Consider the following 20,142-nt stretch of genomic DNA (forward strand, 5'->3'; position numbering starts at 1 on the left):
CCGCTATAGACTGCCCGATACAGGCGTACTAGGCGTCACAACTTCTGGGGGACTCAATGATCACTTTTTCGTCCGCTTCTCGCGCGCTTGGCGGCTTCCAAGGGCGAGGGCGACGCAGGACCATGGCCGGTGTCGCCGTTACCGGGCTGTCGCTGGCTTTAGGGCTGGGAAATACAGGACCGGCAAACGCAGACGCCGTGGTTGGCCAGTTTCCCTTCGACGGTGACGTTCACGCAATGGCATTGAACACAGCGACGGACACGCTCTATGTCAACTCAAATGGCACCGTCATAGGCATCGGCCCGGACGGCACACAAACCACGCTGGGCATTCGTCAAATTCCAGGTAACCTGGCCGTCAGCTCCGCTACGAACAAGATCTTTGTTTCAGGACACGATAAGACCATGGAAGTGAATTCCGTGTCCGTGGTAGATGCTGTTTCAGGCACCGTCAACGAAATCCCGTTCGACGCGGCAGCGTCAAAGCTGGTTGTCAACGAGACAACCAATAAGGTTTACGTCAGCACCAACGACGGAATTAGGATTATCGACGGCGCCACCAACACCGCGGTTATCGTGCCGAAGTCGTCTTCGGTCAAGGACATCGCCATCAATGCGACCACAAATAAGGCGTACGCGTTGTCCGACGATTCAGTCGAAGTCATAGACTCCAGCGGCAACGTAAAGGCTATCGTTCCTGTCGGTGCGGGCACTCTTGACCTGGCTGTGAACCCCACAAAGAACAAGGTCTACGCTGTCACAACGAGCGACAGCTCTGCCACCATCAAGGTGATCGATGGCGCACGGGACGTGATTACCACTTCGGTACCCTGGGTCGGCCGCATAGACGCATTCGCGCTCGACCCCGCCACCGACAAGCTGTACATCGGTTCAACCGGGAACGGCGCCGACGGTTTGATCCGCGTGTTGGACGGTGCAACATTGACGGAGTCAGCCCAAATGAGCACGGCTTCTCAGGTGAAGAAGATCGTAGTGAATCCGGCCAACAACAAAATCTATGCTTCCTTGACCGGGTGGGGGACCGTTGTCATCAATGGCCGGGACAACAGCACCGTTGCGATCTACACCCCGCAATGGGATTCAGCCTTAGTCAACCCCACAAACGGCAAGGTGTACACCTTGGCATCCCAATCTCACCAAGTGAAGGTGATTGAGGGAAATAGACACATCCCCTCCCGGAACGACTTCAACGGCGACGGTAACGCGGACGTCCTGGCCCGGGAGAACACAGGAATCCTCTGGCTCTACCCTGGAGATGGTTCCAGTGGATGGCTTGCCCGGCTTCAGGTGGGTCAGGGCTGGAACGTCATGAACCTCTTGACGTCTCCCGGTGATTTCAACGGCGATGGCGATCCCGACCTCATGGCACGCGACGAGGCCGGGAGATTGTGGCTCTACCCCGGGAATGGCTCAGGGGGTTGGCTTCCCCGTGTGCAGGTAGGCAGCGGGTGGCAGGGTATGACGGCCATCGAAGGTGTTGAGGACTTCACAGGCGATGGATTCTCCGACGTTCTAGCCCGCTCAAGTGAAGGCTGGCTTTGGATTTACCCCGGAGACGGCAAGGGCGGCTGGCTCGCCCGCAAGTACGTCGGGTTCGGCTGGAATGCGATGTCCGAGATTAGTGCTGTCGGCGACTTCAACAAAGACGGCACCCCGGAACTTGTAGCTCGGGACGGCAACAGCGCGCTGTGGCTGTACCTTCGAAGCGGGTCCGATTGGCAGCCCAGAACGCAAATAGGCCAGGGCTGGAACACGATGAACTCCTTGGTGGGACCCGGAGATTTCAACGGCGACGGCCGCGCCGATATCCTCGCGCGAAATGCCGCAGGTGAGCTTTGGCTTTACAGGGGAGATGGAACCCGCTCGTGGCCAACTGCAACCAAGGTCGGCACAGGCTGGAACGTGATGACCTCGATCCTCTGAACCACCCAGCGGATATTCTTCGATTGCGGTCAGTCGACCAGCCTAGTTTGTCGAGGCAGGGCTACTGCTTGATCCAGACCGCAGCCATGGTCGTGAACTTCTGTCCGCGGGCCAGCGAACCCATTGGATAGCCAAGAAGCACTGTGACTCTCGATCGCGGGCTTTGGCCGACAATGTTGTCTGCGAATGGATTTGTCCTCGTTGGATGGGAACTGTGGAGAGAAGCATGGCGAGCAAGGAAATACTGAAGAGTCGCGCACACATCGCGGCCCGGTTTTCTGCCCTGATGCGCACCCCGAAGTTTTACGACGCCGCCAGCGAAGTCATGCCTGTTGACTCCCAAGGTGAGTACTCCGTGGTTGTCGCCGACCCCTCCGAGTCCGCAGTCGTCACCATTCATCGCATGGAGCAACTGCACGAACAGGCGCTCACGCTCGTGACCATCCTGGACGACCGGGTCAACGTAACGTCCTTTCGAGTCAACCGAAAGTCTCCACCATCCGCGATTCCCGCTGAAGGAAAGACCCAAGACACTGTTGACGTCACCGGTGGCATGACAGTTGAGGAATGGCTCTTAGCAATTGATGTCTTCGGGCAAGGCAAGCCATTCACGGTGTCCGGAAGTGAGTTCGCATCCGAGCTGATGTCGATGAGTATGAGTGCCTCGTAGACTCCGTCGGGGCTCTCCGATCCGCGGCGAGTCACTTCACAGGACCATCGAACGTGGCACTCGTGCTCCCCTGCGGCACCACGACGTGGACTGCGTTCCGCTGCACACTGAAGTCCGTGGGCGTTTCGGTGGCGATCTCGCCGTCGAGGTTCACTGACAACGCCGGCTCGGTGACCAGCCGGACGTTTCGGGTTTCCAGGTGGTACACGCGATCGTGCTCAATGAAACTCCCATCCTTCAGCAGGCGCGCGATCTTGACGTGCTCCCGGAGCGGCGCGGCGAGGATTGCGTAGATGTCCAGGGTGTGGTCGTCGATTCCGGCCATGGGCGAGACGGTGTTCCCGCCCCCGTAGTGCCGGCCGTTTCCCACGGCCACCTGGAGCAGGTCCTCAAGCTCCAGGGTTTGGTGGTCCCCGTCCGGGAACTCCAGGCGCGCCTGGAACGGTTGGTGGCGGGCGTACGCCTGTACTGTGGCGACGCCATAGGCGAGAGGGCCAATGTGTTTCTTCAAGCGTGGGCTCAGGGCCTCGGTAACACCCACAGAGAGGCCCACTGAGGCGACGTTGAGAAACGGCTTGCCGTTGGCCCTGCCCAGGTCGATGTCCACCACCTTGCCGTTGGCCCTGCCCAGGTCGATGTCCACCACCTTGCCTTCGGCCACCACGGCGCACGCCTCGGCAAGGCCGCTGGGAATCTCGAGCGTCCGGGCAAGGTCGTTCGCCGTGCCGAGCGGAAGGACACCGAGGGCGATCTCCGTGCCGGCCAAGAGCCCCGCCGCGAAGCTGACCGTGCCATCCCCGCCACCGACCACCACAAGGTCGTGCTGCTCCGCGATCACCCGTTCAAGTGCTGCCCCCAGCTCCGCGCCGGAGGTCACCGCGTGCACCGAGGAAAGCGGCAAGCCTGCCTGCCGCATCGCAGCGACGGCGGCGTCAGTGGCAGCGGCGCCACGACGTGACGCCGCATTGATCACCAAGGCAGCAGAGCGTACGTCACGGGCAGAAGTCATGTGGTCCATGGTAGGTGGCCCCACCTGGGAGAACCCTGCGTACTGGCTGGACGGCCTACTGCCTGGCCCAGGTACCGCAGCCGTGGGTGGTGAACCTCTGCCCCTTGCTCAGTTTCACCACAGGGTGTCCACTGGTGACGGCGCCCATGGTGCCGTCACTTCCTCCGCCGGGCCTGGTAATCCGCCAGTAGCACCCATCCGTGACTTCGTTGACCGTCTTGTACTCGCCTGGCGCCACGTCTTCTCCTACCAGCCACACGCCCTCCACAATGGTGCCCGCAGCGGCGGGTGCGGCGACCGGCGTCGAGCCCTTCCACGTTTCAACACCAGCGGCGATGCCGCCCAGGACTAGCGACACTGCACCGGCTATGGCGACAGCGGCTGCGGCTCTCCTGCCGGGGAGCCCGGCCCAGGAAGCCCTCTTGAACACGAGCGCGTAGAGTCCGGTGATCACCGCCGCCACGCCTAGCAAAACCAGGATGGCCTCGCCGCTGCCCAGCACTGCGCCGACCAAAGCAACAATGGCCAGGAGTGAGCCCGTAAACCAGAATGACGGGCCAAACGCCCCGCGCGCTCTCGAAGGGTAAGGCGCCGGTGCGGGCACAGGGCCGGGGCCTGGGCCTGGGCCTGGGCCTGGCACAGCGTACGACGGCGGTACAGGCGCCGGATACGCCTGGTAGGGAAAGGGCTGCTGCGGCTGGTAGTACTGCGGCATCGGCGGCGGGTACGACGGCGGCGCGAAACCTTGGGCCTGGAGCGGCGGCGCTCCCACGGGTTGCGTTGGTTGCCGGCCGTGGACCGAATCGCTCGTCTCGTTGGTCACTGAACCCCCATGAATGTTCCGGACGCGACTCCGCGCCGTCGCAACAGTAACACCGCCGCCGATGTCAGCTATCCTCTATCTCAGCCACGTCCAGTTGGCACTCTCTGGTTTGGAACAAACACCCAACAGGTGCTGAACCTCAAACGTTCCTTGGGGGAACCATGATGTCATCCGCCTCCACCGCCCGTGGGCGTAAGCGTTTTAAGCTCCTCGGCGTGGGTCTGGCCGCTGTGGGAGCACTGTTGCTGTCCTCCTGCGTTGCCCTCCCCTTGCCGGGAATGCCGAAGGCAACACCCACCTCACCGGCCCCAACCAAGGCGCCTGATGCGCGGAACACCGAAACCACGACGGCGGCCTGGGAGCTTCCGCTCGAACCTCTCGGGCAGCCTGTGGTTTCCGATGGCGTCGCATTGGTTTACGCCAAGGTTTCCGGTGGAGTGGAGGCGCACGCCATCGCTGTTTCCACTGGCAAGGAGCTCTGGAAACAACCCGTGCATCCCGGTATCGGGGCACCTGCCATCCCTCTGGAACCTGCCCTCACCAAAACCGAGGCAGGACAAACCGCAGCGATTTTTCTCCAAGCTGCAACTCCCCCTGCTGATAACGGCGGCACCTCCTGGTGGACAACTCCAGTGGCCGTGGACCTGAAGACGGGCAAGGAGCTTTTCCGTGGTCGGGCAGAACTGGCTACCACACCCCCGTTTGCCTGCGATGACCACGTGGATTTGTGCTTTATCTCCTTGGATGATGCGTCGCTGTCAGTGGAGCATTGGATCGATCTCACATCGGGCGAGGACCTCTCCGGTCCTGACATCAATCCACTTACGGGCAACTTCCGTCCAGTGGGCAAGGGGTTGTACTCGGTGGTGACAGGCGCAACCGAATCGCTGGCCCGCGTTTCCTACGGCGAAGTCTTGTGGCAACTGGACGTTGAGAAAATCTTCGGAAAAGGTGCCACCACGGATCTGGGCTGGTACTTCACCTACTCGGAAAAGTTGGACCTCTATGTTGGTTCCCTGGGCTACAACCCCACGGACAAAGATGCAGCCAAACTCTGGGAGACCACTCTTAGCATCGACCTGCGCGATGCCTTCAAGACTGTCGGGTTCCGTGCATCCAGCGGCCGTGTCCTCTGGAGTTCGCCCGGATCGCATGTCATGTGTGCCAGGTCCATGGGAACGGCGGCCACCAAGTTCGAAGGAGGCGATGCGTTCCCTATTCGTTGCGAGTACACAGAAGGGTTCGTGGACTACCCCTCCGGCAATTACCGCGGCTCCCGCGGCAAGGTAGTTGGCTACGACCCCCAAACAGGTGATTCAAAGTGGGAGTCGAAACCTGTGGACGTTAACTGGTACAGCCACGGCATGCTTCCATCGGTAAACCGCGGCGACCAGGTAATGGCAGGCACTTTCTGGGATTCGAACCTTATAGACACCCGCACGGGAAAATTCCGAAGCAAGACTACGTTCGAGGACGTCTTTGTCTGCCTGAAGGAAACTGACTTCGACGTGCCTCCGAACGCGCCCTATAAGAGCGCCACCGCCGCGGGCGGCTTTACCGCTTTCCCCTGCACGAAGGGCGGAACCGCCGTCCCATCATTCACTTACGGCGCCCTCACCGACGTCGACACCACTGACAACGGGATCGCCGTCATTTCCCTGGAGGGCAAAGTGGCCGGCTACAAGCTCCTGAAGGAATTCACCTAGGCCCCAGCGGGCTATCCCTTGAAAATCGGGGCCCGCTTCTCCTGGAACGCCCGGAAACCCTCGGCGTAGTCGTCGGTCTTGCACAGGCGTGCTTGCTCGGTATTCTCCTCGGCCATGGACTCCCACAGTCCCAGCCGCTGGTCGCGGATGTGTGCCACGAGCTCCTTGGAGGCAACGAAAGCCTGGGTAGCTCCGGAAGCTACCCGTGAAACGATCGCGCGGGTCTCCGAAAGCAAGGATTCAGCCGGCATCGCCCGGCTGAACAGCCCCTGCGCCACGGCTTCCGAGCCCGAGATGAGGTCCGCCGTGTAGATCAGGTCCAGCGTGCGGTGCATGCCCAGGCGCTCCGTGAAGTACCAGTGCCCACCGGAATCGAGCGTGGCCCCGAGCTTGGCAAACGGCGAGCCGAACTTGGCATTTTCCGCCACGTACACCACGTCGGTAGCCAACAGAAGGCCGAGGCCAACACCCAGGCAGGCACCGTGTGCAGCGGCAAACGTGGGCGCGGGGAACGCCGCCATCTTCTTCAGCATCGGCTCAACCAGTCCCCCCAGGTACGCCTGGGCATCGTCCGTTTCGGGCGTGACTCCGGCAATGTCGCGGCCGGCGCAGAACGCACGCCCTTCTCCGCGAAGGAGCAGCGCCCGCACGTCACCGCGGGAGGCGGCGGCAGCAGCGTCGTCGTACGCCTTGCCCAACTCAACCAGTGCGTCCTCGTTGAGCGAGTTCAGCTTTTCCGGGGCATTGAGGACAATTTCGGCAATGCCGTTTTCAAGGGAGAGCTCGATCATGGGGACTCCTTAGACGTCGAAGTCGACGGTCACTTCTTCGCTGGTGGGGTGGGCCTGGCAGGTGAGGACGTAGCCCTTGTCCAGCTCGTCCTGTTCCAGGGCATAGTTCTCGTCCATGGTCACGGTACCGGTGACCAGCTTGGCGCGGCAGGTGCCGCACACGCCGCCGGCACACGCGAACGGCACGTCGGGGCGGACCCGGAGGGCGGCGTTGAGGATCGATTCGCGCGCGTGCGTCGGGCTCGCGACGTCGCCGGTGAGGCCGTCCAGTTTGAACGTGATCTTGAACGTTTCCTGCGTCTCGTCCTCCACCACGGGACGGCCGGCGTGGCCCTCGGGACGGTCCGGGCGGCCGGTGGTAAACAGCTCAAACCGCACGTGCTCCGGCTCAACGCCACGGGCAGCGAGCGTGTCACGGCACAGCTGCACCAGCTCGAACGGACCGCACAGGAACCATTCGTCCACGTCCTCCGCGTGAATGGCGGAAGAGAGCAGCGACTGCAGTTTCTCCGCGTCAATGCGGCCGGTCATGAGCGGGGCAATCCGCTGCTCGCGGGACAACACATGGTGCAGGGCCAGGCGCGACGGGTACTTGTCCTTCAGGTCCGCGAGCTCCTCCAGGAACATCACGTCCATGGCGGCCTTGTTGGCGTAGATCAGGTCGAAGCGGGTCTCCGGGTTAGCGGCAAGCAGCGTCCGGGCGATCGCGATAACCGGGGTAATGCCGGATCCAGCGGCAATGGCCACGAAGCTCCCGGCGTCACCGGCAAGCTCCTCAGGGTGGTTCATGGAGTTCATCACGTTGTGCTGCACGGCCGCACCATCCTTGCCGTGCCGGGAGATGAACGCACCCTGCGGGCTCATGACATCCAGCACGTCACCGGCCTTCAGCTCGGCATTGGCCCACGTGGAGAAGATGCCGCCCAGGTCCTTCTTGATGGCCACCCGGATCTCGCTGCTGCCGTCCTCAAAGCTGCGCGGCTCTGCGCAGATCGAGTAGCTGCGGCGGACCTCGTGCGGCTCCCCGTTCTCATCCGGCAGCGTGGTGCGCAAGGCAACGTACTGGCCCGGAAGGTAGTCGTACTGCCCGGCCAGCTCCGCGGGCACACCGAACGTGACCTCGATGGCATCGTCCGTGAGGCGCCGGACTTCCGCGACGGTCAGGTTGTGGAAAGACGCACGACGGCGGCTGGCCGTCTGGGTTTCGGTGGTCATGGAATTCCTTAGAGGACTTTGAAGTAGTCGAACGGTTCCTTGCAGTCCTGGCAGACGAACAGCGCCTTGCAGGACGTGGAACCAAAACGGGTGAGCTCCTTGGTGTTCAGCGACGAACACTGCGGGCATTTCACGGCGAGGCTCAACCGGACGGGGCCGGAGTGGCCACCAGCAGCGGCGCGGCCGGAAGGCGGGGCGATGCCGTACTCCTCCAGCTTGGCCTTGCCGGATTCTGTCATCCAGTCCGTGGTCCACGCCGGCGAGAGCACCAGGTTCACGTGCACGCTCGCATACCCGGCGTTGCGGAACGCGGTCCGCAAGTCATCGCCGATCGCGTCCATCGCCGGGCAACCCGAGTAGGTGGGCGTGATGGTGACCTCGACGGCGGGACGTGCGGTCCCGCCGTCGTGGTTGCCTTCAGCGTGAGGTGCTTCGGTGACCCGTACGCCGCGCAGGATCCCCAGGTCCTCGATGGTGAGCACGGGGATTTCCGGGTCGCAGACCGTGGACGCGATATCCCAGGCCCGCTGCTCTTCAGTCCTTGACTGTGTTCGTGACGGCGTCATCATGCTGGTCACCAGCTCGCGCCGGGGTGTTCACGGGCCAGGACCTGCATTTCGGCAAGGACGTAGCCCAAGTGTTCTGAGTGCTTGCCGCGACGTCCGCCGCCCAGGGACTGCGGTGTGCCGGGAACCTCGAGCCCGGCTTCGGCCATGATTTCGCCGGTGAGCCGATCGAAGGCCTCGCGCAGGCTGGACGGCTGCACCGTTACCCCGGCCTCGGCCAGGCGGGTGGTGAGCTCGTCGTCCTCGAAAAGTTCGTCCACGTACGGCCACACGAGCTTGAAGCCCTGGATCATGCGTGCACGGGACTCGTCCGTACCGCCGGCCAGGCGCAGCACCCACTGGGCACTGTGGTCGCGGTGGTAATCCACTTCCTTCACGGCCTTCGCCGCGATGGCTGCGATGGTGGGATCCGTGGACGCCATAAGCGCGGTGTACAGCTCGAACTGGTAGAAGCTGACAATGAATTGCCGCGCAATGGTCACAGCGAAGTCGCCGTTGGGCTGCTCGAACAGGTGCGCCGAACGGAACTCGTGCTCGCGGCGGAAGTAGGCGAGGTCGTCCTCGGACTTGTCCCAGGCTGCACCGGCGTAGGTCAGGAAGGAGCGGGCATGCCCCAACTGGTCCAGCGCGATGTTGCCAAGGGCAATGTCCTCCTCCAGCTCAGGGGCACGGGAAATCCAGTGGCCCAGGCGCTGGGCGAGGATCAGTCCGTCGTCGCCGATCCGCAGGGCGAACTCGGCAACGTCTTCGCTGGGCTTCACCTCGCCGCGGCGGATTTCAAGGGCGATGTCCTCGGGGCGCAGCGCATTTCCCGGCGTGATGCGGGTGGCGCTGGCCGAGCCGTCACCGGAGGCACCGGCGCCGTGCACGCCCACGGAAATGTCGCCGTGGCCGTCGATCGCGAAGTCAGTGTTCGTTTCGTGGGAAGTCACAGGTGCTTCACGCCTTCGCTCTTGGTGTAATACGTCGCGTGGCGGTAATCCTTGCCCTGGGGCGACTCGAAGAACGCGCCCTTGGAGTCCGGATCACTGGAAGCGATGGCCTCGGCCGGGACAACCCAGATGGACACGCCTTCGTTGCGTCGGGTGTACAGGTCACGGGCATTCCGGAGGGCCATGGCCGCATCCGGGGCGTGCAAGGAGCCGGCGTGGACGTGGGACAAGCCACGGCTGGAGCGGACAAAGACCTCCCACAGGGACCACGGTGTTTCGTGCGCCGCGCCGGAGGTGGCCGGTGCCGCCGTCGTGCTTGTTGCAACCTTGGGCGCCTCGCTGGCGACTTCGCCGGCGGCGCTGGCCGGTGCTTCGGGGTTTCCGTGAGGAGCCATTATGCTGCGTTCACTTTCTCTGCTTGCTTGCGGGCGTAGGCTGCGGCGGCTTCCCGAACCCAGGCACCGTCTTCGTGTGCTTCACGGCGGCGCTCGATGCGCTGCGAGTTGCAGGGACCGCGGCCGGCCAGGACTTCCTTGAACTCGTTCCAGTCCAGGGGTCCGTGCTCCCACTTCTTGGTCTCTTCGTTGAAGCGGACGTCCTTGTCCGGGAGGGTAAGGCCCAGGACCTTCACCTGCTCCACCATCATGCCGACGAACCGGCTGCGCAGCTCGTCGTTGCTGAACCGCTTGATGTTCCACGCCATGGACTGCTTGGAGTTGGGTGAATCGTCATCCGGCGGGCCGAACATCATGAGCGACGGCGCGTACCAGCGGTTCACGGCGTCCTGGGCCATCTGCTTCTGCGCAGGCGTGCCGTTGGACAGTTCCAGCAGGATCTCGAAGCCCTGCCGCTGATGGAAGGACTCTTCCTTGCAGATGCGCACCATTGCGCGGCCGTAAGGACCGTACGAGGCACGGCACAAGGGCACCTGGTTGCAGATGGCCGCGCCATCAACCAGCCAGCCGATGGCCCCCATGTCCGCCCAGGAAATGGTGGGGTAGTTGAAGATGGACGAGTACCGGGCCTTGCCGGCGATGAGGTCTTCCATCATCTGGTCCCGGGACTGCCCCAGCGTCTCTGCTGCGGAGTACAAGTACAGGCCGTGGCCCGCCTCGTCCTGGACCTTCGCCATGAGGATGGACTTGCGCTTCAGACTCGGTGCCCTGGTGATCCAGTTGGCTTCCGGCTGCATGCCGATGATTTCCGAGTGCGCGTGCTGCGAGATCTGGCGCAGCAAAGTCTTGCGGTAAGCCGCCGGCATCCAGTCGCGCGGCTCGATGCGCGAGTCTTCCGAGATGATGCGATCAAAGTACGCCTGACCGGCTGCCTCCCGCTCCTGTTCCTCCGGGGACAGCTCAGCGGGCACAGACTGCAGATTCTGCGATGCCATGGTTGCTCCTAATAAATTACCGACCGTTCGTTCAGAATATGCGGAGCGGGTGATTGCAGTCAACCTTTTGGCTTCGATTCAGCGCGGGCAGGACATTCTGCTGGATCATTCCCGGCACGCCGCGGGCCGGGCCCGCCATTCCCGGCCTGCGAGGTTCGCCCTGCGGAATGATGCAGCAAAATCTCGAGCCAGATACGCAAGAACCCGGGCCCGGCAGTGTGCCGGACCCGGGTTTACGGTGCTTCAGCGGAGCGCCTGGGTTAGGCGCCTCAGCAGAGTGCTCTAGCGGAGCGAGATTCGACGACGGCGGTCGGTGCCGCCGCGCAGGTCCCGGTTGAGCCTGCGGTCACCGTGGTACAGGATCGACTTCCAGTCCACTTCCTCCGCGGTCTTGGGAACCACGAGGGACACCTGCGGCGCCTTGGTCTTGGGCGTGACGTAGAGCCAGTTGACGGCGCCCAGGGCGATGTCCACCACGGAGTTCCAAATGCCGATGTAGGCCTGGATGCAGCTCATGGCCAGCACGGCATTCAGGGTGGCGAACGCCACGTTGCCCCAGTTTTGCTGCTGCACGTCCCGCCAGATGGTGAGTACGGAGAATGCGACGATTGCGTACGGAATCAGCACATAAATGGCCGGTGCGGCGGTCCGGTCCTTGACCTTGGGGGTGCGGACGAACGGAATCTTGTCACCGGTCAGGCCCTGCTGGAGGGACTTGAGGACGCCGGCCAGGTTCACCGGAAGGAGGATGAGGTTGAAGCCGTAGATCCGGAAAATGTCACTGAACCGGTGGCCACAGTCCCGCAGGTCCGAACCCATGCACAGGAAGTAGGGCAAGGCCGCGATGAACACGGCCGGGCTCAGGAGCCTGCTGTCGTAGGGGTATGCGAGCAGGAACAAAAGTCCGAAGCTGGCCCAGGTGATGGAGGCCATGTAGTTCACGCGCAGGAGCACCTCGCGGATGAGGATCCTTTGGCGCTGCATGCGTCGCTGGGACAGCTGGTTCCACAACTTGGGCAGAATCAGGAGGCCGCCGTTGGCCCACCGCCGCCGCTGCACCACCAACGAACCGAAATCCGGTGGGGTGGCGCTGTAGCTCAGGCGTTCGGGGTAGTTCACCAGGGTCCAGCCATGGGTTCCCAGGTCGATGCTGGACTCGGTGTCCTCAATGACCGTCCGGTCCTGGATGTAGGTCCGGACCTCGAACCCGCCCACGGTTTCCACTTCAACGATGTCTTCCAAGGCACACTTGCGGATGATCGCGTTGGCTCCCACCCAGAAAGTGGCTCCGTAGTAGGACATGCCCTGGTGCAGGATGTGCTGAATGTCCGTGGTGGCTCCGGCGATGCGCTCGATGCGGGTAGGTGCGCCGCGGAACGAGGAGTACGGGGTCTGGGTAACCGCTACGCGCTCGTTGCCGGCCGATTCCAGGAAGTACACCAACCGCAGGCAGTAGTCGCGGAGAAGGAGGGAATCGGCGTCGAGGGTCAACAGGTAAGTGCTGTCCGGCACCACCAGGTCATCTTCGCGCTCGGTGGTGGTGGGCCGCAGCACCACGCTTCCGTCCGTCTGGTCCTTCCGCCACCGCTTGCCCATGAGGGAGATGTACGCGTTCAGGTTCATGGCCTTGTTGGCCTCGTGCGACAGGCTGGCGTAGGCCTTCCGCTCGAACGTGTCCATGCGGACGTTGAAGATCCAGGTAAGGCGCAGGTACAACTGCTCCATGCGCTCCGGGCTCGGCGCCGTCTTTTGGGCCTTCGCCGCCTCCAGCGCCAGCAACACGAGCCGGAGTTCCCGGGCCAGGCCCATGATCACCAGATCAACAAAGAATTCGTCCACGTGGTCCTGGACGGACTCTGCTTCCGCCATGGCCTCCAGCCACTCCACGGCGGCCTCGTACTCGGCGATCAGCAACTGGAGTTCTTTGGTGGTGGCAGACGGGGCGTCGGAGGTGGCGGGTGAGTGGCCGTAGGCCGCACGGAAACCTTCCAAACCCTTGTTTGCGCGTTGCGCCGGCCCGGACATGGCTTTCTGGATCTGGCCTGCCAGGGCCCGCGTCTGATCCAGCCGCTGGATCTTTGCCGGGTCCGTGGGGCTGGGGGGATCGTCCAGGAGCAGGACAACGCTCAGATCGGGGAATTCCTGCAATGCCGCGGACCAGAGAGTTCCACGGACCACCCCCGGCTCTTCGGCGTAAGAAGGCACCAGAACGGTAATGCCCTCCGAATAGTCGGTGAAATGATTATCCAATTCACCCCGCGGTACCCGGCGGTGCTCCTTGAATCGGTAAAGTGCCCCTTGGCGCGCCAGGAGGTACATGAGGGCAGAAAAGGTCAAGAAAGTAACTACAACAAGGTAAGAAACCGATTCCAGACCAAAACGGAATCCGGAGTTCGGGTTATCCACGAACTGCCGGATGATGGTGGAAACCACGTAATAAATCCACGAGGCGATCGTAACCAAAATAGCCAAACGGCCCAGGACGATCTTCCGTGACGACGGCGTCGGGTGCACGATAGCGAGCGGCTCCGACCTGCGTTCGGATCCCCACTGCCTCTTGCGTCCCTTGCCTTCCGCTGCTTCTTCCGGCGTTTCCGCCGAATTTCGCGCAAGATCAGGTGAATCAACCAGCTGGTCTGTCATGTTTCCCCATCAGACTGCATTACGGGACGTTGGGCCCGTTGTCCGGTTCGACGTGCGCCTTCTATGCCCCAAGTCACGTCGATTGCCCTTATAGTAATCGACGTTGGGCATCTGTTATTTCCTGTCTCTAAGGGTTGACAGTGCCGGTCTTATTCGGCAGCTCCGCACCACGTTTGTACCTGCTCCACCTCAAAATTCCCCTCAACGTTTGGGTGTTCCATGTCGAAATATTTCCCGGGGCGGAAGCTCTCCATTGTGAGGCTTTCCGTTCTGTTGCTCCTCCTGGGAGGACTCGTAACTGCTGGAGTTGTTTCATGGCGCAGTTACACGGACACCCGGGCAGCGGCAGCCTCACCCTCTGTATTCGCCGGATACGTGGACGTCACGGCCACCCCGCGGTACGCGTTTGAACAGCCTGTCAATGCCAACGCCAAATCCGTGGTCCTGTCCTTCATCGTGGCCGACGCCAAGGACGGTTGCACCCCGTCGTGGGGCACCTTCTACAGCCTGGACGCGGCAGCTTCACAGTTGGACCTGGACCGCCGCATCGCCAGGCTGCGCCAGTCCGGCGGCAACGTCAGCGTCTCTTTCGGCGGCTTGACCAATAAGGAACTTTCCACTGCCTGCACCGACGAGATCAAGCTCAAAGCTGCCTACGCCAGCGTGGTGGACCGGTACGAACTGACCTCGATCGACCTGGACATCGAGGGTGCCGCCCTGTCAGACAAGGCGGCGTTGGCGCGGCTGGCCAAGTCCGTGGGGGAGCTGCAGAAGGAGAAGGCCTCGGACAAGGGCCTGGCCGTGTGGCTCACCCTTCCCGTGGCACCCAGCGGACTGACCGCCGAAGGAACGGCCGCAGTGAAGCAGATGCTGGATGCCGGCGTTGACCTGGCCGGCGTGAACATCATGACCATGGACTACGGAGACAGCCGCGTTCCCGGCCAGTCGATGCTCCAGGCTTCCATTGCCGCGGCCGAGGCAACGCACGCCCAGTTGAGCGACGTGTTCAAGGCCGCCAACCAGGACCTCGGCGCCCAGACCCTGTGGCGGAAGATCGGCCTGACCCCCATGATCGGCCAGAACGATGTTGTAGCCGACGTCTTCACCCTGGCCGATGCCCAGGGCCTGCACGACTTCGCCGAGAACAAGGGCGTGGGCCGCATGTCCATGTGGTCCCTGAACCGCGACGCCGAGTGCGGCCCCAACTACCCCACCATCTCCGTGGTCTCCGATGCGTGCAGCGGTGTCTCCCAAGGTGGCGCCCTCTTCTCCGCCGTCCTTGGTGCCGACATTTCGGAGAAGGGTGCCCCGGCCTCCGCAGCGGTTCATACGGACACCGGCACGGCGAGCGCAGTGGTTGACGATCCCGCCACGAGCCCGTACCCGATCTGGTCGCCCATCGCCACGTACTCCAAATCGGACCGCATCGTCTGGCAAGGCAATGTCTACGAGGCCAAGTGGTGGACCAAGAACGATGTGCCCAACAACCCCGTGGCCAACGGGGCAGCTGCACCATGGACGTTGATCGGCCCGGTCCTTCCCGGAGACAAGCCCCAACCGGAAGTAACTGCCCCGGCTGGGACCTATCCGGAATGGTCGTCCGCCACGGTTTACCGGAAGGGCGACCGGGTCATGTTCGACCAGAAGGTCTTCGAGGCCAAGTGGTGGGTCCAGGCCCAGAGCCCGGAGGCCGCCCTGCAGGGCTCCTCGGACACGGCCTGGACGAAGCTCTCCAACGAGGAACTGGCGAAACTTCTCGCCACCGCTTCACCTAAATAGTGTTGAGCACCTATCGGCATGACGACTGATGCCGATAGGTGCTGATACTCAGGTTGGTTTCACGTATGCTCGCATCAGCGCGAGGGCAAGAGGCGCTGTTCGCTTTTGGTGGGGCCACGGTTGAAGGCAGGGGTTCAGTGGCAGAAGTGAAGCTTGGGGTTGGTCCGGCACGCCCAACCGGTTGGCATGGTTTGCCGCTGTTCCTGATGGCTGCGGGCGTCTGCGCCGTGTTGCTCGCCGTCGGTCTGGGAAGCGGAATTGGAAGCACGACGGCGCAACTCGCCGGCGATCTGGCCATCCTTTTGGCTGTGCTCACCGCACTCGCCACGCACGCGCGGGCCGCCTTCAAGCGGCGGGGCAACGCAGTGGGCCGCTGGTTCGTGGTGGCCGGGCTTGCTGTGTGGAGCGCGGGACAAGCCGTATGGACGGTCAATGGGATCACCCTCGACCACCAGTACCCTTTCCCCTCCTTCGCGGACATCGGGTTCGTCTGGTACGCCGTGCCAACGGCCATCGGGCTGGTCCTGCTGCTCCGGGGGCAAGGACTGAGGCTGTCCTTGCGGCGGACCGTCCTGGACGCGGGCGTGGTTGCCAGCGCCACGTTCTTCATTGCGTGGAGTTCGGTGCTGGGCCCCCTTGCACAGGAATCGAACCAGGACGCCTTTGCCCACATGACGCAGATGGCGTACCCGATGGCTGACGTGTTGATGGTGTCGGTGGTCATTGTCCTGACCATGCGCGCCGCCCGGGGCCGCCGCCTGCCGTGGTTGTGCCTGGGTATCGGCTTCTGGATCCTTGCCATCACCGACCTGACCTACGTCCGCTTCACCCTTGAAGGCATTACGGGGGTCACCGGTTCTCCTTTGGCGTTTGGCTGGGTGATTGCGTTCCTCTTGGTAGCACTGAGCCCGCTGGTCCCGGAAGCAGACCGGCAGCGCAAGGACGGCCGGGCCTATGCTGCGATGCTGGAACTCCTCCCCTACCTCCCCGTCTTCAGCGCTGTGTTCTTCTCGCGCAGCCGCCCCATCGGCACCGACCCGATCCTGCTGGTGACAGGCTTGGTGGTGGTCGCGTTCGTCATCGTGCGGCAGGTGCTGATCGTCGTCGAAAATGTCACGCTGACCCGCGAGCTGGAGACGAAAGTCGCCGAACGCACGGCCGAACTCGAGGGCCTGGGTGCGATCGTCAATTCCTCGGGCGATGCGATTGTTGGCAAGACCACCGATGGGATCATCACCAGCTGGAATCCGGGCGCCGAACGGATCTACGGCTACCCGTCGTCGGAGGCCATCGGCCGGAACAGCACCTTCTTCATCCCCGGAGAACTGCTGGTGGAGGAACGCGACGCCATCGCCCTCACCGCAGCCTCCGGCACCATCCAGAATTACGAAACCAAGCGCACTCGCCGGGACGGTAAAACCATCCCCGTCTCCATCACCATGTCCCCCGTCCGCGGCCCAGATGGGATCCGCGGTGTAGCAACCATTTCCAGGGACATCACCGAGCGCAGGGCGGCAGAGGCCGAACTCCTGGACGCCCGCGAAGCCGCGCTCGAGGCCAGCCGGCTCAAGTCGGAGTTCCTGGCCACCATGAGCCACGAGATCCGTACTCCGCTCAACGCCGTGATCGGCCTGACCTCCCTCATGATGGACACGGAGCTCAGCGAGGCCCAGCGCCAATACGCCCAGGGCGTGAAGGGCGCCGGCGAAGTGCTCCTGACCCTGATCAACGACATCCTGGACTTCTCCAAGCTGGAGGCCGGGAAAGTGGACCTGGACATCGCCTCCTTCGATCCGCGTGCCTTGGTGGACGAAGTCGCCGGACTGGTGGCCGAGGCAGCGCAGAGCAAGGACCTCGAACTCATTTCCTATTGCCACCCTGACGTTCCAGCGCGGCTCATGGGCGACTCCGGACGCATTCGCCAGATCCTGCTGAACCTGTCCTCCAACGCGGTCAAGTTCACCTCCAGCGGAGAGGTGGAAATCCAGGTGGCGGTCCTTGAACAGGATGGTGAAGACGCCAAACTGCGCTTCGAGGTGCGTGATACGGGGATCGGCATCCGGCCGGAAGACCACCGGCGTCTCTTCGACTCCTTCGCCCAGGCAGACGCGTCCACCACGCGGCGCTACGGCGGGACCGGACTGGGCCTCGCCATTTCCCGAAAGCTCACCGAAGCCATGGGCGGCGACATCGGGCTCGACAGCCGCGTCGGCGTGGGAAGCAGGTTCTGGTTTGTGCTGGACCTGCCCGTCGGTCCGGTTTCCCCGGACACCGTAGCCCTCCCTGCATCGCTCTCCGGCCGGAAGGTCCTGGTAGTGGACGACAACGCCACCAACCGGCTGGTCCTGGAGAACCAGCTCGCCAGTTGGGGCATGGTGCCGGTCGCCTTCCCCGATGCCCGGAGCGCGCTGGACGAATACCACGCAGCCGCCACCGCGCACACCCCCTATGACCTCGCCGTGGTGGACATGTGCATGCCGGACACCGATGGCCTGGAGCTCGCCCGCCGGATCAAGGCCGAAAGCAACGGAACACCGTCGCCGGGGATCATCCTCCTCACCTCCACCATGGCCGTTGACAAGGCAGACCTCACTTCCGCCGGGATCCGGGAGTACCTCACCAAGCCTGTGCGCAGCTCCGAGTTCTACAACCGGTTGTTGAGGCTCATGGCCACTAAGACGAGTCCACGCACGGCTGCCGAACCAGTCGCACCCCAAATCCCCGTGCCAGCCCTCCCACGGCTCGGCACGCTCCTGGTAGCCGAGGACAACGAAGTGAACCAGTTGGTGGCCCGGGGCATGGCGAACCGTCTGGGCTATGACGTGGAAATCGTGGACGACGGCTCGCAAGCTGTCGCTGCCACCCTCACCGGAAAATACGCTGCGGTGTTGATGGACTGCCACATGCCCGTGATGGACGGCTTCGAAGCAACCCGCACCATCCGGGCCCGCGACGCAGGCGCTTACAGGATCCCGATCATCGCCATGACCGCTGGGGCCTTGGACGAAGACCGCGAGCGCTGCTTCGCCGCCGGCATGGACGATTACGTCAGCAAGCCGGTGGATGTGGACAAGCTGGGCGCGGTCCTGGCGAAGTGGGTCCCGGCCGCGCCTGCCAGCGCCGCTTCAGGAGAACGTACGACGCCGGATGGTCGGGACCCCGTGCAACCGGCCGTGCGTGCCGGACACCTTCCGGATGCCGCGCCGCAGCAATCGGCGGGCGAACCACCCTCGACTGCGGCAGCACCGACGTCGGACGTTTCCGCGCTACTGGACGGTCCCGCGCCCTTGGACGCCGAGCGGCTGCAACTGCTGCGCGAACTCGGCCCCAGCCTGCTGCCGGCAGCCGTCACGGCCTTCCGCGACGAAGCCGAACGCTCCCTTGCCCACCTCAGCAATGCACTGTCCACTGGCGACGGCAAGGCCCTGCAACTGGCGGCGCACAAGCTGTCGGGAGCGGCGGGCAACATTGGAGCTGTTGGCGCCGCCGGTCTGGCCAAGGACCTGGAGCGGCTGGGCCGGGAGGACCGCCCGGGGTTGAAAGCCGATGCCACGCCGCTGATTGAACAGTTGAAAGACGAACTCGCCCGGGTTGACCACGCACTCGAGCGGACCTTGTTGGGAGCCCCATGAAAGTCCTGATCGCCGATGACGACCAGATTTCCCGCCTCATCACCAAAGCCGCGGTGGAGCAATCCGGCCATGAGTGCATCGTGGCGCTGGACGGGGACCAAGCCTGGGAGCTGTACCAACTGCACCGTCCCGAAGCGGTGGTCACGGACCTCATGATGCCGGGCATGAACGGACTGGACCTGTGCAGGACCATCCGTTCCTCCGAAGGCGACTCGTACACGTACCTGATTCTGGTCACTTCCCATGGTTCCCGGGACGATGTGCTGGCAGGCATGGAAGCGGGCGCGGACGATTACGTCACCAAACCGCTGGACCCGTTCAACCTGCGCATCCGCCTGCTCGCTGCGCAACGGATCACTACCCTGCACGCCGATCTGGCCCGGTACCGCTCCGCGTTGACCGAGCAGGCCCGCACCGATCCGCTCACCAAGCTTCACAACAGGCTGAAGCTCACTGAGGACCTGGCAGAGCTTCACAGCCTCAGCGACCGCTACGGGCAGGAGTACTGCCTGGCCATGGTGGACGTGGACAACTTCAAGAGCTACAACGACATTTACGGTCACCAGGCTGGAGACGCCGCACTGGTGGCCATCGCGGCCACGCTTGCCGCGGAGGTGCGGGAGAGCGATGGCGTGTACCGGTTCGGCGGGGAAGAGTTCCTGCTGGTCCTGCGCCGGCAGAGCGCTTCCGGTGCCGAAGGTGTCATGGAGCGTGTCCGCTCGGCCGTGCACGCGCTGGACATCGAACACTCGGGTGATCCGGACGGCGTGCTGACCATCAGCGCGGGGGTCGCCGCGCACAGCCATGAACACCCTGCCGGAACGGAACAACTCCTCAAGGAAGCGGACCTGGCGCTGTATGCGGCGAAAGCCTCGGGCAGGAACCGGGTAACCCTGGCCAGCCCCGGCTCCTCCCCCAACTGACTCGCATTTGTGGTTGTTCTGAGCCCTTCGAATCATGCGGTGATCGCAACACCTGATTATTGAAGGGTGTCGATTGCCGTGGTGAAGTTCTCGAATCGTTTGGTTGCTGAGGTTGTTCAG

The 20,142-nt window shown here is 63.3% G+C and carries 15 protein-coding genes; 6 read left to right on the forward strand and 9 right to left on the reverse strand.

The annotated features are described in order from the left end of the window. Nucleotides 1–122 precede the first annotated feature (122 nt). Entirely contained in the window at nt 123–1,943 is a 1,821-nt protein-coding gene (locus ACIQTZ_RS07700; protein ID WP_402979127.1) for an FG-GAP-like repeat-containing protein, read from the forward strand. Nucleotides 1,944–2,169: 226 nt separating this feature from the next. After that, complete coding sequence (locus ACIQTZ_RS07705; protein ID WP_402979130.1) at nt 2,170–2,613, forward strand: hypothetical protein; 444 nt, start codon at nt 2,170–2,172, stop codon at nt 2,611–2,613. A 31-nt stretch (nt 2,614–2,644) separates the two neighbouring features. Here ACIQTZ_RS07705 and ACIQTZ_RS07710 read toward each other — a convergent pair whose 3' ends face one another. Then, nucleotides 2,645–3,622, reverse strand: coding sequence for a YegS/Rv2252/BmrU family lipid kinase (locus ACIQTZ_RS07710; protein WP_402979133.1), 978 nt, complete (start codon nt 3,620–3,622; stop codon nt 2,645–2,647). A 55-nt stretch (nt 3,623–3,677) separates the two neighbouring features. After that, nucleotides 3,678–4,445, reverse strand: coding sequence for a hypothetical protein (locus ACIQTZ_RS07715; protein WP_402979136.1), 768 nt, complete (start codon nt 4,443–4,445; stop codon nt 3,678–3,680). 161 nt (nt 4,446–4,606) lie between these two features. Here ACIQTZ_RS07715 and ACIQTZ_RS07720 point away from each other — a divergent pair, with 161 nt between their 5' ends. Beyond that, nucleotides 4,607–6,151, forward strand: coding sequence for a hypothetical protein (locus ACIQTZ_RS07720; protein ID WP_402979139.1), 1,545 nt, complete (start codon nt 4,607–4,609; stop codon nt 6,149–6,151). A gap of 11 nt (nt 6,152–6,162) precedes the next feature. Here the strand turns inward: ACIQTZ_RS07720 and ACIQTZ_RS07725 are convergent, their stop codons facing one another. From ACIQTZ_RS07725 to ACIQTZ_RS07755, 7 genes are all read right to left on the reverse strand, one after another. Further along, a complete protein-coding gene (locus tag ACIQTZ_RS07725; RefSeq protein WP_402979142.1) occupies nt 6,163–6,942 on the reverse strand; it encodes an enoyl-CoA hydratase/isomerase family protein in 780 nt (259 codons plus the stop codon). A gap of 9 nt (nt 6,943–6,951) precedes the next feature. Beyond that, complete coding sequence (gene paaE, locus ACIQTZ_RS07730) at nt 6,952–8,157, reverse strand: 1,2-phenylacetyl-CoA epoxidase subunit PaaE (RefSeq protein WP_402979145.1); 1,206 nt, start codon at nt 8,155–8,157, stop codon at nt 6,952–6,954. Nucleotides 8,158–8,165: 8 nt separating this feature from the next. Beyond that, a complete protein-coding gene (gene paaD / locus ACIQTZ_RS07735; RefSeq protein ID WP_402979174.1) occupies nt 8,166–8,726 on the reverse strand; it encodes a 1,2-phenylacetyl-CoA epoxidase subunit PaaD in 561 nt (186 codons plus the stop codon). A gap of 5 nt (nt 8,727–8,731) precedes the next feature. After that, entirely contained in the window at nt 8,732–9,655 is a 924-nt protein-coding gene (gene paaC, locus ACIQTZ_RS07740; RefSeq protein ID WP_402948342.1) for a 1,2-phenylacetyl-CoA epoxidase subunit PaaC, read from the reverse strand. After that, nucleotides 9,652–10,050 (reverse strand): 1,2-phenylacetyl-CoA epoxidase subunit PaaB, encoded by a 399-nt coding sequence (paaB, locus tag ACIQTZ_RS07745; protein ID WP_400328530.1) that lies wholly within the window; start codon nt 10,048–10,050, stop codon nt 9,652–9,654. Before paaB ends, paaC begins: the two co-directional genes overlap by 4 nt. Continuing rightward, nucleotides 10,050–11,045, reverse strand: coding sequence for a 1,2-phenylacetyl-CoA epoxidase subunit PaaA (gene paaA, locus ACIQTZ_RS07750; protein WP_400328527.1), 996 nt, complete (start codon nt 11,043–11,045; stop codon nt 10,050–10,052). Before paaA ends, paaB begins: the two co-directional genes overlap by 1 nt. A gap of 282 nt (nt 11,046–11,327) precedes the next feature. Continuing rightward, on the reverse strand, nt 11,328–13,688 hold the full coding sequence (locus ACIQTZ_RS07755) for a glycosyltransferase family 2 protein (RefSeq protein ID WP_402979149.1): 2,361 nt from the start codon (nt 13,686–13,688) through the stop codon (nt 11,328–11,330). A gap of 255 nt (nt 13,689–13,943) precedes the next feature. Here ACIQTZ_RS07755 and ACIQTZ_RS07760 point away from each other — a divergent pair, with 255 nt between their 5' ends. The 3 genes from ACIQTZ_RS07760 (at nt 13,944) to ACIQTZ_RS07770 (ending at nt 20,022) form a co-directional block, all read left to right on the forward strand. Beyond that, the gene (locus ACIQTZ_RS07760) at nt 13,944–15,467 is read left to right on the forward strand and encodes a chitinase (RefSeq protein WP_402979152.1); all 1,524 of its coding nucleotides are present in this window, start codon (nt 13,944–13,946) and stop codon (nt 15,465–15,467) included. A 137-nt stretch (nt 15,468–15,604) separates the two neighbouring features. Next, on the forward strand, nt 15,605–19,099 hold the full coding sequence (locus tag ACIQTZ_RS07765; protein ID WP_402979155.1) for a response regulator: 3,495 nt from the start codon (nt 15,605–15,607) through the stop codon (nt 19,097–19,099). Continuing rightward, the gene (locus ACIQTZ_RS07770) at nt 19,096–20,022 is read left to right on the forward strand and encodes a diguanylate cyclase (protein ID WP_402979158.1); all 927 of its coding nucleotides are present in this window, start codon (nt 19,096–19,098) and stop codon (nt 20,020–20,022) included. The genes ACIQTZ_RS07765 and ACIQTZ_RS07770 overlap by 4 nt, the downstream gene beginning before the upstream one ends. The last annotated feature ends 120 nt before the right edge of the window (nt 20,023–20,142 follow it).

The sequence above is a fragment of the Paenarthrobacter sp. NPDC090520 genome (genome assembly GCF_044769205.1).
Lineage (GTDB): Bacteria > Actinomycetota > Actinomycetes > Actinomycetales > Micrococcaceae > Arthrobacter.

Bases quoted from the DNA above. Each gene is read 5' to 3' on its own strand.
- ACIQTZ_RS07700 (WP_402979127.1), top strand. From the start codon at position 123: ATGGCCGGTGTCGCCGTTACCGGGCTGTCGCTGGCTTTAGGGCTGGGA.
- ACIQTZ_RS07705 (WP_402979130.1), top strand. From the start codon at position 2,170: ATGGCGAGCAAGGAAATACTGAAGAGTCGCGCACACATCGCGGCCCGG.
- ACIQTZ_RS07710 (WP_402979133.1), bottom strand. From the start codon at position 3,622: ATGACTTCTGCCCGTGACGTACGCTCTGCTGCCTTGGTGATCAATGCG.
- ACIQTZ_RS07720 (WP_402979139.1), top strand. From the start codon at position 4,607: ATGATGTCATCCGCCTCCACCGCCCGTGGGCGTAAGCGTTTTAAGCTC.
- ACIQTZ_RS07725 (WP_402979142.1), bottom strand. From the start codon at position 6,942: ATGATCGAGCTCTCCCTTGAAAACGGCATTGCCGAAATTGTCCTCAAT.
- paaE (WP_402979145.1), bottom strand. From the start codon at position 8,157: ATGACCACCGAAACCCAGACGGCCAGCCGCCGTCGTGCGTCTTTCCAC.
- paaD (WP_402979174.1), bottom strand. From the start codon at position 8,726: ATGATGACGCCGTCACGAACACAGTCAAGGACTGAAGAGCAGCGGGCC.
- paaB (WP_400328530.1), bottom strand. From the start codon at position 10,050: ATGGCTCCTCACGGAAACCCCGAAGCACCGGCCAGCGCCGCCGGCGAA.
- paaA (WP_400328527.1), bottom strand. From the start codon at position 11,045: ATGGCATCGCAGAATCTGCAGTCTGTGCCCGCTGAGCTGTCCCCGGAG.
- ACIQTZ_RS07755 (WP_402979149.1), bottom strand. From the start codon at position 13,688: ATGACAGACCAGCTGGTTGATTCACCTGATCTTGCGCGAAATTCGGCG.
- ACIQTZ_RS07770 (WP_402979158.1), top strand. From the start codon at position 19,096: ATGAAAGTCCTGATCGCCGATGACGACCAGATTTCCCGCCTCATCACC.